Genomic DNA, 12405 nt, shown 5'->3' with positions numbered 1-12405 from the left:
TCGGTGTTCCGAGTCGACACGCCGGGTGACTCCGCGCGGCGCCCGGAGTGTCGTGGCGAGACACCGAATCCGGAAACCGCGCTGGCCGCGAATGCGCGGATGCCGCGGGCTCGTGTCGCCCCGTGGCATCCGTGCGCTCAGAGGCCGACGGCGTACTCGACGAGCCAGCTGCGCAGGTCGGGACCGAGGTCGTCGCGGTCCGCGGCGAGCTGCACGACGGCCTTGATGTACTCGAGCTTGTCGCCGGTGTCGTAGCGGCGGCCGCGGAAGACGACGCCGTAGACGCCGCCCGTGCCCGACACGTCCTCGGCCATCGTCATGAGCGCGTCGGTGAGCTGGATCTCGCCGCCGCGGCCGGGCGCGGTGCGCTCGAGCACGTCGAAGACCTCGGGCTTGAGGACGTAGCGGCCGATGACCGCGTAGTTCGAGGGCGCCGCCTCCCGGGCGGGCTTCTCGACGAGCCCCGTGACGCGCACGACGTCGGGGTCGCCGGTCGGCTCGACCGCGGCCGCACCGTAGAGGTGGATCTGGTCGGGGTCGACCTCGAGCAGCGCGACGATCGAGGCGTCGCGTGCGACCTGCTCGTCGAGCATGCGCTGGAGGAGGGGGTCCCGCTCGTCGATGAGGTCGTCGCCGAGCAGGACCGCGAACGGCTCGTTCCCGACGTGCATCCGCGCCCGGTGCACGGCGTGGCCGAGTCCCATCGGGTCGCCCTGCCGCACGTAGTGCATCGCGGCGAGGCCCGTCGACGCGTTCACCTGCATGAGCTTCGCGTCGTCGCCCTTGGCCTTCAGGGTCGCCTCGAGCTCGGCCACCCGGTCGAAGTGGTTCTCGAGGGCGTTCTTGTTGCGGCCGGTCACCATGAGCACGTCGACGAGCCCGGCCGAGACCGCCTCCTCGACGACGTACTGGATCGCCGGCTTGTCGACGACGGGCAGCATCTCCTTGGGCATGGCCTTGGTCGCGGGCAGGAAGCGCGTACCAAGGCCGGCGGCGGGGATGACCGCCTTCGTGATCCGCTCGTGCATGGCCGTTCGCTCGCTCTCGTTCGCGTGGTCGTGGTGGTCGTGATCGTCGCCCGGGCCGGGCGTCGGGGGCCGGCGCCTGGCGCTGGGGCCGGCCGGCTCAGGCCGGCCGGAAGCCCGTCGTCTCCGGCGGCGCCGCGTGGCGGATCATGAGGTGTCGCGTCACCGAGTAGTCGAGCAGCGGCTCGATCGACATGTCCTTGCCGAAGCCCGAGCCCTTCACGCCGCCGTGCGGCGCCTCGGAGGCGATCGGCAGGTGGTCGTTGACCCACGTCACGCCGACGTCGAGCGACTGGCTCACGCGCAGGGCGCGCGCGACATCCGACGTCCAGACCGACGACGCGAGCCCGTAGGCGCTGTCGTTCGCGAGCGCGATGCCCTCGGCCTCGCCGTCGAACGGCAGCACCACGAGCACGGGACCGAACACCTCGCCCTGCACGATCTCCGACGACTGGGATGCGCCGACGAGGAGGGTCGGCGCGAAGTACGAGCCGGTGCGGTCGATGGCGTGGCCGCCGACGAGCGCCTCGGCGCCCTCGGCCACCGCCCGCGAGACGAATCCCTCGACGCGCGACCGGTGCGCCTTCGACACGAGCGGGCCGATGTGCGTCTCGGGGTCCATCGGGTCCCCGGCCACGATATGCGCGAGTGCGTCGCGCAGCGCATCGACGCCCGCGTCGTACACCGAGCGCTCGAGGTAGACGCGGGTCGCGGCCGTGCAGTCCTGGCCCGTGTTGTAGGTCGCGCCGAGCGCGACAGCGTGCGCCATGGCGCCCAGGTCGGCGTCGCGGAACACGATGACCGGCGCCTTGCCGCCGAGCTCGAGGTGCACGCGCTTCACGCCCTCGACGGCGCCGCGCATGACCGCCTTGCCGGTCTGCGTCGATCCCGTGACACTCACCATGTCGACCTCGCGGTGGGTCACGAGCGCCTGTCCCACCTCGGCGTCGCCCGTCACGACGTTGAAGAGCCCGGCGGGCAGGCCGGCCGCGACGGCGAGCTCGGCGAACCGCAGGGTCGTGCGCGGCGTGGCGGGCGCCGGCTTCACGATGACGGCGTTGCCCGCGGCCAGCGCGGGACCGGCCTTCCAGATCGCCATGATGAGCGGGAAGTTCCACGGCGTGATGCCCGCGACCACGCCGACCGGTCGGCGGGTGAGGATCGACGTGTAGCCGTTCGAGAACGACCCCGCACCGGTGCCGTCGAGCGACCGCGCGGCGCCGGCGAAGAAGCGGAGGTTGTCGATGCCGAACGGAAGCTCGCCGTCGAACGCGGTGGTCCACGGCTTGCCCGAGTCCTCGACCTCGAGCTTCGCGAGGTGCTCGGCGTCGGCCTCGAGCGCGTCGGCGAGGCGCAGCAGCGCGAGCGACCGCTCGCCCGGCGTCTTCGCCGCCCACTCGGGCTGCGCGGCGCGCGCCGCCGCGGCCGCCTCGTCGACGTCGGCGACGCCCGACGACGTGAACGCGGCGACGTCCTCCTCCGTCGCCGGGTTGGTGATGACGGCGTCGCCGCCCGTGCCGGCGCGATACTCGCCGATGAAGGTTCCGGTGGTCATGATGTGGTCCTCTCGTCGCGTTCGCTGGGCCTGCGGTGCCCTGAGCCTGTCGAAGGGTCGAAGCGAACTGTCGGTCGTGCGGCTCGCTTCGACGTGCTCAGCGAGCGGGTGGTCAGGAGTTGAAGCCGAGGCCGAAGCGGTCGAGGGTGCGCAGCCAGAGGTTGCGCCGGCCCTCGTGCGCGTCGGCGGCGAGGATCGAGCGTCGGGTGAACTGGACGATGGGGTTGCGGAAGGGCTCGGGCGGGATGGGGAACGGCCGGCGCCGCACGATGTCGTAGCGGAGCCGCGACGTCGGCTCGCCCGCGAGCAGGTCGAGCGCGACATCCGCCGAGAACCTCGACGCGCCGACGCCGAGACCGGTGTGGCCGACGGCGTACGCCACGCGACCGCCCAGCGCCGTGCCGTAGGCGGCCGTGAAACGCGTCGTCGAGTCGATCGGTCCCGCCCAGCGGTGCGTGAAGCGCACGCCCTCGAGCTTCGGGAACGTCTCGAGGAAGTGCCGGGCGAGCAGTTCGTGCGAGCTGTCGCGCTGCTCGAGGCTGGCATCGACGCGGCCGCCGAAGTAGTAGACGGCATCCCACCCGCCGAAGAGGATCCGTCCGTCGGTCGTGGGCCGGTAGTAGTGGAACTGGTTGCCCGCGTCGGTCAGCCCCTGGCCCTCGGCCCAGCCGATCGCCGCCTGCTGCGCCTCGCTGAGCGGCTCGGTCATGAGCACGTGGTCGTAGAGCGGCATGATCCAGTTGCCGAGCCGCTTGAGCGGCGAGGGGTAGGCGGCCGTGGCGATCACGACCTCGCGAGCGTCGACGTGGCCGTGCTCCGTCGAGACGCGAACGCCGGCGCCTTCTCGTGAAAGGCCGGTGGCGGCGGATGCCTCGAGGATGCGCACCCCGCGCCGCTCGAGCTCCGCGGCCATGCCCCAGGCGAGCCGCGCCGGGTCGACGAGCACGGTGCCCGTGCGATCGCGGAGGCCGCCGAGGTACGTGGGGGAGTGCACGTCGGCCCGCACCTCGTCGCGGGTCTGCAGCTCGAGCGCGACGCCGTGCCGCTCGCCGAGCTCCTGGGCCTCTCGGAGGCCGGCGACCTGCCACTCCTCGACCGCGACCGTGGTCTTGCCGGAGCGGCGCAGGTCGCAGTCGATGCCCGCCGCCTCGATCGTGGCGACGAGGTCGGCGAGGTTGCGCTCGCCCTCCTCGTGCAGCGCCCCGACCTGGTCGGGCCAGATCGCCGTGCCGTGGGTCAGGCCGTGCGTGAGCGAGCTCGCGACGAACCCGCCGTTGCGGCCCGTCGCCCCGTGCGCCACGCGCTCGGCCTCGAGCACGACCACCGAGCGACCGGGGTCGCGCTCCACGGCTCGCCACGCGGTCCACAACCCCGTGAAGCCCGCGCCCACGACGACGAGGTCGGCCTCGAGGGCGCCCTCGGCACGCGGACGAGGACCCGGCGCGTCGGCGCGGTCCATCCAGTACGGCGTCGGGGCCGCGTCGCGGAGCGCGTCGACCGCGGCATCCGTCATCGAAGTGCCCGCGCTCACACGCGCTCCCGCGCACCGACGCGTTCGATCACGTCGGCCGCGGCCGAGACGCCGGCGCGCGAGCGGATGTCGGCGCCGACGGCGGCCACGCGCTCGCGGAGTGCCGCGTCCTCGATCAGCGAGCGCACCGCGTCCTGCAGCTCGTCCGGCGTGAAGCCGTAGGTGTCGAGGCGGATGCCGAAGCCCCGCTCGTGCACGCGCTGCGCGTTGTCGTACTGGTCCCAGAACAGGGGCAGCAGCACCATCGGCTTGCCGAAGTGCAGCGCCTCGGTCGTCGTGTTGTTGCCGCCGTGCGTGATCACGAGATCGACGAGCGGCAGGATCCTCGTCTGCGGCAGGAACTCGGCGCCCCACATGTTGTCGGCGAGCTCGAACTCGTCGTGCAGGGGACCCTTCGACACGATGACGTTCACCGGCTGGTCGGCGAGGGCGGCGATGACGCGCTGCATGAGCTCGACGTCGGCCGAGCCGAGCGAGCCGAGGCTGAAGTAGACGAGCGGGCGGCTGCCGTCGGTGAACGACGCGGGCAGGTCGGCGGGCGCCTGTTCGGTCTCGCGCACCGAGGAGTCGAGGCGGTGCCAGGTCTCGTCGAGGGGGCGCGCGTCGGTGTAGTCGAGCACCTCGGGGTAGACGTAGAGGTTCTCGTGGCCGCGGTGGATGAACTCGAGGTCGGGCAGCGGCGGGGCGCCCTGCTCCTGCACCCACGCGTCGTACGACGTCCAGAGCGGCCGGTGGGTGCGCTCGTACTCCGCGCGGAAGGCGGCCCAGCCCTCGCGGTCGTCCTCCGCGAGCCCCGAGAACACCGGCGCGATGTCGTCACCCGGCACCTCGAGCGGGTTGCAGCTCATGATCCGCACGAAGGGCACGCCCGCGGTGACGAGCGCGGGGAACGCGATGACGTTGTCCTCGATGATCACGTCGGGCCGGACGCGATCGATGATGGCCTGGAGCTGCGGCTCGCAGAACTTGGCGCCGTTGGCGAGCTCCTCCCAGATCGGCAGGGTCACGGTCTCGAGCTGCTCGGCGGTCGTCTTGCGGAACTCCGGCGCGACCGCCTTGATGTAGTCCTTCCAGAACTGACCGGCGTCCTGCTCCTCGTCGCCCTCCTCGTCGTCGTCGCCCTCGGGCGCCGGCGCGAGGTCGACGAGGTCCTCCTCGAAGCCGAGCGCGGCGAGCTTGCCCTGCCAGGAGCGCTCCGCCGCGAACACGACGCGGTGCCCGCGCTTGAGCAGCTCGTTTCCGATGCCGATGCAGTTGTTCGTGGGGCCGTAGGCGCTCTCGGGCATGAACAGGAAGGTGCGGCGCTCGTCGGACATGTGGGCTCCGTTCGTCTGTGTTCTTTGAATGTTGCTGGAGAGAATTGATTGGGTCAAGACCTCTGTAGAATCAGGTCAGTTCGGCCTACGATTGACCGACGATGCAGACAATCTGTCTGATCCAGGGGAGGTGGCATGGCCAGGCCGAAGCGGCAGGAGGAGCGTCGCAGCCAGCTCGTGGCGGCGGCCCAGCGGGCGATCGCGGCGCACGGGCCCGACGGCGCACGGCTGAACCGGGTGGCCGAAGAAGCCGGACTCACGTCGGGCGCGGTGCTCTACTACTACCCCGACATCGACGAGCTCATGTTCGAGGCCAACCGCGCCGGCATGGAGCGCTTCTACGAGGGCCGCGTGCGGATGCTCGAGCAGCTCCCCGACGACCCCGTGATGCGCCTGCTCGCACTCGCGAAGTCGGGCCTGCCGAGCGGCTCGGGCGACACCGAGGTGCGCCTGCTCTGCGAGCTCGGCGGGTCGGCCGGACGCAACCCGCTCATGGCGTCGCTGCTCACGACCCTCTACGACCGCCAGGTCGGCATGTACCAGGTCGTGCTCGAGCAGGGAGCCGCCCGCGGCATCTTCGCGCTCGCCCAGCCATCGGTCGTGATCGCGCGCAATCTCGTCGCCCTCGAAGACGCCTACGGCTACCGCATCATCGCGCAGCATCCGACGATCGACCACGACGCCGCCCTCGAGCTCATCGTGGCCTATGCGCGGCTGGCGACGGGTCACGCGCTGACCTCCTCCTGAGGCGCGGGCGCGTCGCCGGCGGGCGACCGGTCGCCCGATTCGACATCGGATGCCGCGGCAGGCGCATCCGCGTCGGCGTCATCGTGGACGGATGCCGCCGCCGCCTCCCGCGCCACGACCGACGCCCGCCCGAACCGCACGCCCACCGCATCGCCGCGGGCGATCCGGGTCGCGCCGTGCACGGTCGCGAGGACCGGCGCCGCGAGCCCAGGCACCTCGATCGAGATCGTGGAGGCGCCGCCGAGGAAGTAGGTGTCGACGACCGTGCCGCGCAGGCTCGACGTCGCGGCATCCGCCAGCTCGATGTCTTCGGGTCGCACGACCGCGGTGGCCGGTACGCCCGCCGCGAGCGCGTGCGTCGCCGCGACCCCGCCGATCCCGGGCACGTCGACCCCCGTCGTGGTCGCCGTGCCGTCGAACAGGTTCGCCGTGCCGATGAACGAGGCCACGAACCGCGACGCCGGGTCGGCGTAGAGCTCCTGCGGGCTCGCGAGCTGCTCGAGGCGACCGTCGCGCAGCACCGCGATGCGGTCGGCCATCGACATGGCCTCCTCCTGGTCGTGCGTCACGACGACGAACGTGAGGCCGACCTCGTGCTGCAGGCGCTTGAGCTCGAGCTGCATCGAGGCGCGCACCTGGCGGTCGAGCGCCGAGAGCGGCTCGTCGAGCAGCAGCAGCCGCGGGCGCTTGACGATCGCGCGGGCCAGGGCGACGCGCTGGCGCTGGCCGCCCGAGAGCTGCGACGGACGCCGCTTCGCGAGGTGCTCGAGCCCGACGACCGCCATGACCTCCTGCACGCGGCTCCGGAGCTCGGACCTGCCGACGCCCTCCGCCTCGAGGCCGTAGCCGACGTTGCGCTCGACGCTCATGTGCGGGAAGAGCGCGTAGCTCTGGAACATCATGTTCACGGGTCGCTTGTGCGGCGGCATCCGGAGCAGGTCTCGGCCATCGACCTCGATGCGACCCGACTCGGGCGTCTCGAAGCCCGCGATGGAGCGCAGCAGCGTGGTCTTGCCGCAGCCCGACGGGCCGAGCAGCGCGAAGAACTCGTTGTCGGCGATGTCGAGTGAGATGTCGTGCAGCGCGACGGTGTCGCCGTAGACGGCGCGGACGCCCTCGACGCGGAGGAGGGGAGCGGTGGTCACTTCGGGGTTCCTGTCAGTCGGGTCAGTCGTTGCGCCGCGATCACCGTGACGATGCTCACGAGCAGGAGGAGGCTGGCGAGGGCGTTGACCTCGGGCGTCACCCCGAAGCGCACCATCGAGTAGATGACGATGGGCAGCGTGGGCTGCGTCGGCGCGGTCGTGAAGAACGCGATCACGAACTCGTCGAGCGACAGCGTGAAGGCGAGGAGCGCGCCCGCCACGATGCCCGGTGCGAGCTGCGGCAGCGTCACGCGCATGAACGTGCGGACGGGACCGGCGCCGAGGTCGCGCGACGCCTCCTCGAGGCTCGGATCGAGGGTCGCCATGCGCGCGAGCACGATCGCGGTGACGAACGCGGTCGCGAACACGGCGTGCGCGAGGATCACCGAGTGCAGGCCCAGCGAGATCGACAGCAGCGAGAACAGCGTGAGCAGGCCGATGCCCAGCAGCAGGTCGGGCAGGATCGCCGGGGCGATCGCGAACGCCCGCACGAAGCCGCCGCGCGTGTAGTGCTGGATGCCGTATGCGAGCAGCGTGCCGAGCACGGTGGCGATCGCGGTCGCGCCGGTCGCAACGATGAGCGTGTTCACGAGTCCCTGCATCATCTGCTCGTTCTGGAACAGCTCGGGATACCAGCGAAGCGAGAAGCCGCGCCACACGAACAGGTTCTCGGAGTCGTTGAAGCTCATGATGACGACCACGAGGATCGGCAGGTAGAGGAACGCGTAGCCGAGCCAGAGGGGCACGAGGATGCCGCGGGGCTTGCGCACCGCGCGCGGCCGGGCCGCGGGCTCGAGCTCGCGCATCGCCGTGGTCGAGGGGTTCACGGTCGCGTCAGCCACGGCGTGGTCCTTCCGTGAGCCGGCGGGAGACGGCGGTCTGCACGAGGATCACGAGCACCAGCAGGATCGTGAGCAGCAGCGCGAGCGTCGCGCCGAACGGCCAGTCGCGCGCCTCGAAGAACTGGTCGCGCACCAGGTTGCCGACCATGATCGTCTTGCCGCCGCCGATGAGCTCGGGGATCACGAAGTTCGACATCGCGGGCACGAACACGAAGATGCATCCGGTGAGCGCGCCCGGAATCGAGAGCGGCAGGGTCACGGTGCGGAACGCCCGCCACGGGCTCGCGCCGAGGTTGGTGGCCGCCTCCCGCAGCGACGGGTCGAGCTGCTGCAGCGACGCGTAGAGCGGCAGCACCATGAGCGGCAGGTACATGTAGAGGAGTCCGACCACGATCGCCTGCGGCGTGTAGAGCATGCTGATGGGCTCGTCGGTCAGGCCGAGTCCCTGCAGCCACTGGTTGACCCAGCCGGCGTTGTTGAGCAGCAGGATCCACGCATAGGTGCGGATGAGGAAGTTCGTCCAGAACGGCAGCACGATCGCGATGAGGGCGACCGTGCGCCAGGTCGGCGACAGGCCGGCGATCGCGTACGCCATCGGGTACCCGATGAGGAGCGCGAGCACCGTGACGATGAGCGCGAGCACGATCGACTGCAGGATCACGCCGAGGTAGAGCGGCTCGGCGAGCTTGATCCAGTTGTCGAGCGTGAACTCGAACACGAGCCCGCCGAAGCGGCCGCGCTTGAAGAACGTGTAGAAGAAGAGGAGCCCGACCGGGATCGCCATGAAGACGATGAGGAAGATCGTGCCCGGGGCGAGGAACGGCAGCGAGGCGATCCCCCGCCGCGCGCGGGGAGCACGCGCGGCGGGGGTCGTCCCTTGGAGCGTCGAGGTCACTGCGGCGGGACGGTTCAGTTCGTCGCGAGGACTTCGGCGTTGAGGTCGACGTACTTCAGCGCATCCTCGCCGAGGTCGACGATGACCTCCTGCTCGAAGAGCTCGTCGACCGTGATGCCGAGCGTCGGGTAGCTCTCGATGAGCGCCGGGTCGAGGGCCTCCATCGCGGCCTGGTTCGGCACCTTGTAGAGGATGTTCTCGGCGACCCAGCTCTGCACCTCGGGGTCGAGGATGTAGTCGATGAAGGCCATCGCGGCCTCCTTGTTCTTCGACGACTCGAGCACGGTCATGGTGTCGACCCAGAGGTCGGCGCCCTCCTCGGGGATGACGAACGCGATGTCGGGGTTGTCGGCGATGCCGTAGTTGCACCAGCCGTCCCACGCCTCGACCATGGCGGCCTCGCCCGACACGAGCTTCGTGTAGAAGGTCGTGTCGTCGTAGGCGAGCAGCGTCGGCTTCGTCTCGATGAGCTGCGCCTTCGCGGCGTCGAGCTCGGCGTCGTCGGTCGTGTTGAGCGAGTTGCCCGCGGCCTTCAGGGCGGGCATCGCGAGCCAGCGGTCGGTCGACAGCATCGTGGTCTTGCCCACGAGCTCGGGCTTGGGGGTCAGCAGGTCGTTCCACGACGTCGGGTCGTACCCCGTGAGGTCGGGCCGGTAGCAGAGTCCGGTGGTGCCCCACGCGTACGGCTCGGAGTAGACGTTGCCCTCGTCGTAGGGCAGCTCGAGGGCCTCGGGGTAGAGGTTCTCCTCGTTCGGGATGAGCGACTTGTCGAGCTTCGCGAGGAGTCCCTGCTCCGCCAGCGCCTGCGCGTACTGGCCCGAGACGAAGGCGACGTCGATGCCGGGGTCGGCGCTCGCGGTGAGCTTCGCGACGATGTCCTCGTTGGTCGTGTGGTTGACGATGGTCGTCTTGACGCCGGTGGCCTCCTCGAACTGCTCCGCGAGGTCCTCCGGGTAGTAGTCCGCCCAGATCGAGACGGTGAGCGTCTGCTCGCTGAGGTCGGCGGCGGGGTCGAGCGTCTCGCTGCCTCCGCCGCCGCTGGAGCACGACGTGACGGCGAACGCGAGGGCGATGGTGCCGGCCGCTGCGGCGGCGATGCGTCGCGTGGTGGGCATGTGGTACCTCCTGGGACGTCGGAAAGGTTGAGCGATTGTTGCACCGCGAGTGAAGGAACCGCAATGGATCGAGGGACATGCTGGCGGCTGGTTTTCGTAATTGTTACAATCCGGATTCAATGAACTCGCTCGATGGCGCAGCGCCCGTCGTCGGCGGCAGGGTGCTGTCCGTCGCCGACGACGGCCGTGTGCTCGTCGAGGGCCGGCGCCCCGAGGCCGGTGACGGGGTCGCCCGCGCGATCGCCCGGCTCGTGGTCGGCGACGTCGCCGCCGACGCGCCCGAGCGCGGCATCGCCGTCGACCAGACCAACACCTCGGTCATCGTCGACGGCCGTCTCGTGGTCAAGCTCGTCGGTCGCTGGGCCGCCGCCGATCGCGCCGGGGACCTGCTCGAGCGGCTCGAGGCCGCGGGGTCCGGCGACGTGGCCCGCCTGCACGGGCGAGTCGGGTGGCGGCATCCGCTGCTCGGCGACGGCACGCTCGCCATCGTCACCGAGTACCTCCCCGGCGCCGAGGACGGCTGGACCTGGGCGGTCGACGATGTCGTGAGCGCGTTGCGGGGCGCACCCGATCCCGGTTGGCCGGCGCTGCTCGGAGCCCGGGTCGCCCGCATCCACGACGTGCTCGGCGCCGACGCCGTGCCGTCGGGTCCGGATGCCCCGGCTGCGCGCCGCGCGCGTGCGGACGCCGCCCTGGCCGGCGCCGTCGCCGCGACCGAGGGGTCGACGGGCGTCCGGCTGCGGAATCGGCGCGCGGCGCTCGAGCGCGGCATCCGTTCGCTCGACGACACCGCGTCCGGGCTCGAGTTCCCGATCCACGGCGACCTGCACGTGGGGCAGGTGCTCGCCTCGCCCGACGCCACGGCGCCGGGCGGTCGCCGGTACACGGTCATCGACTTCGACGGCGACCCGCAGCTCGACGCGGCCGATCGCGAACGTGCGGATGCCGCGGCGCGCGACGTCGCGCACCTGCTCGTGTCGCTCGACCTCGTCGCCGCCGTCGCGCAGAAGCGCCTGCGGCGGGCCGAGCCTGCGGCGTGGGCGTGGGCCGACCGCGCCCGACGCGGCCTGCTCGACGCCTACCGTGCCGAGCTCGTGCGGTCGGAGCTCTTCGACCCGACGCTGCTGCCCGGCTTCGAGGCGGAGCAGCTCGCCGCCGAGCTGCACTACGCCGACCGCTTCCTGCCCGCCTGGCGCTACGCCCCCGACGCCGCGATCACGCACCGCTACCCCTCGACGAACGACCACCCGGAGGACCCGTGGACACCGCCGCCTTTCGAGCCGACCTCGGCCTGATCCCCGAGACGCTCGACGCGCTCGCCGTCGCCGTCGACGCCGGCCTGCCCGGGCTCGAGGGCCTGCCGTGGCTCGAGGCCAGGCGCGTGCTCGTGCTCGGCATGGGCTCGAGCCGATACGCCGCCGAGGTGGTCGGCCGCCGCTACCGGGCCGCCGGCGCCGACGTCGTCGTGGAGCTCGCCAGCTCGGAGCTGCTGCCGCCGGTCACGCCCGACCTCGCGGTCGTGGCGGTGTCGGCGACGGGCGGGAGTGCCGAGGTGCTGCACGCGGTCGAGCGGTTCCGCGGCACCGGGCGGCTCGTCGCGGTCACGAACCGGCCCGAATCGGCGCTCGGACGCATGGCGGACGCGGTCGTGCCGCTGCTCGCGGGCGTCGAGGCATCCGGGGTCGCGTGCCGCACGTTCCGGGCGACGTTCCCCGTGCTCGACGAGGTGCTCGGTGCGCTCACGGGCATCGTGCCCGTCGACCGCTTCGATGGGCCGACGCTCCGCCGGGCCGCGAACGCCAACGCGCAGCTGCTCGACGGCGCCGGCGAATGGCTCGAGCCCATGACGGGCCTGCTCGCCGGGCCGACGGGCACGTGGATCCTGGCGCCGGCCGAGCGACTGTCGAGCGCGCAGCAGTCCGCGCTCATGCTGCGCGAGGTGCCGCGCCGCATCGCGTTCGCCTCGGAGAGCGGCGACTGGTCGCACGTCGACGTCTACCTCACGAAGACCACCGACTATCGAGCGCTGGTGTGCGCCGGCTCGCGCTGGGATGCGCCGGCGCTCGAGTGGATGCGGTCGCGCGGCTCGCGCTACGCGGCGCTCGGGGGCGAGCTGCCCGGTGCGGAGCTGGTGCTGCGGTACGACGGCGACGACGACGAGCGCGTGGCGGTGCTCAGCGAGACGCTCGTGGGCGAGCTCGTCGCCGAGCGGCTGCTGCACTGAGGCCGCGGAT

General features: G+C 71.6%; 11 protein-coding genes. 3 read left to right on the top strand and 8 right to left on the bottom strand.

Annotation, left to right across the window (positions count from 1 at the left end; genetic code table 11):
- Positions 1-137: 137 nt before the first annotated feature.
- From ACWGO8_RS05705 to ACWGO8_RS05690, 4 genes are all read right to left on the bottom strand, one after another.
- Positions 138-1028, bottom strand: a complete 891-nt coding sequence (locus tag ACWGO8_RS05705) for a UTP--glucose-1-phosphate uridylyltransferase (protein WP_452042138.1) — start codon at positions 1026-1028, stop codon at positions 138-140.
- Between the two features lie 97 nt (positions 1029-1125).
- A complete protein-coding gene (locus tag ACWGO8_RS05700; RefSeq protein WP_452042137.1) occupies positions 1126-2580 on the bottom strand; it encodes an aminobutyraldehyde dehydrogenase in 1455 nt (484 codons plus the stop codon).
- Positions 2581-2692: 112 nt separating this feature from the next.
- On the bottom strand, positions 2693-4111 hold the full coding sequence (locus ACWGO8_RS05695; RefSeq protein WP_452042136.1) for an NAD(P)/FAD-dependent oxidoreductase: 1419 nt from the start codon (positions 4109-4111) through the stop codon (positions 2693-2695).
- Positions 4108-5427 carry a glycosyltransferase gene (locus ACWGO8_RS05690; RefSeq protein ID WP_452042135.1) on the bottom strand — a complete coding sequence of 440 codons (1320 nt, stop codon included), beginning with the start codon at positions 5425-5427 and terminating at the stop codon, positions 4108-4110. Before ACWGO8_RS05690 ends, ACWGO8_RS05695 begins: the two co-directional genes overlap by 4 nt.
- 135 nt (positions 5428-5562) lie before the next feature.
- Between ACWGO8_RS05690 and ACWGO8_RS05685 the strand changes: the two genes are divergently transcribed.
- Positions 5563-6174 (top strand): TetR/AcrR family transcriptional regulator, encoded by a 612-nt coding sequence (locus ACWGO8_RS05685; RefSeq protein WP_376955730.1) that lies wholly within the window; start codon positions 5563-5565, stop codon positions 6172-6174.
- Here the strand turns inward: ACWGO8_RS05685 and ACWGO8_RS05680 are convergent.
- From ACWGO8_RS05680 to ACWGO8_RS05665, 4 genes are read right to left on the bottom strand one after another with little or no spacing between them, the layout of a single operon-like run.
- Positions 6153-7319: an ABC transporter ATP-binding protein gene (locus ACWGO8_RS05680; RefSeq protein ID WP_452042134.1), complete on the bottom strand. Its 1167-nt coding sequence runs from the start codon at positions 7317-7319 to the stop codon at positions 6153-6155. The two genes, ACWGO8_RS05685 and ACWGO8_RS05680, sit on opposite strands and share 22 nt — an antisense overlap.
- Positions 7316-8161, bottom strand: a complete 846-nt coding sequence (locus tag ACWGO8_RS05675; RefSeq protein ID WP_376955732.1) for an ABC transporter permease — start codon at positions 8159-8161, stop codon at positions 7316-7318. The genes ACWGO8_RS05680 and ACWGO8_RS05675 overlap by 4 nt, the downstream gene beginning before the upstream one ends.
- A complete protein-coding gene (locus ACWGO8_RS05670) occupies positions 8154-9056 on the bottom strand; it encodes an ABC transporter permease (protein ID WP_452042133.1) in 903 nt (300 codons plus the stop codon). The genes ACWGO8_RS05675 and ACWGO8_RS05670 overlap by 8 nt, the downstream gene beginning before the upstream one ends.
- A 14-nt stretch (positions 9057-9070) precedes the next feature.
- Complete coding sequence (locus ACWGO8_RS05665) at positions 9071-10171, bottom strand: polyamine ABC transporter substrate-binding protein (protein ID WP_452042132.1); 1101 nt, start codon at positions 10169-10171, stop codon at positions 9071-9073.
- A 119-nt stretch (positions 10172-10290) separates the two neighbouring features.
- Here ACWGO8_RS05665 and ACWGO8_RS05660 point away from each other — a divergent pair, with 119 nt between their 5' ends.
- Positions 10291-11466: a hypothetical protein gene (locus tag ACWGO8_RS05660; protein WP_452042131.1), complete on the top strand. Its 1176-nt coding sequence runs from the start codon at positions 10291-10293 to the stop codon at positions 11464-11466.
- Entirely contained in the window at positions 11430-12395 is a 966-nt protein-coding gene (locus tag ACWGO8_RS05655; protein ID WP_452042130.1) for an SIS domain-containing protein, read from the top strand. The genes ACWGO8_RS05660 and ACWGO8_RS05655 overlap by 37 nt, the downstream gene beginning before the upstream one ends.
- Positions 12396-12405: the final 10 nt, after the last annotated feature.

It is taken from the genome of Agromyces sp. NPDC055661, assembly GCF_053618135.1.
The sequence above is the reverse complement of the archived record's forward strand: the minus strand, read 5'-3'. Positions and strand labels throughout refer to the sequence as shown.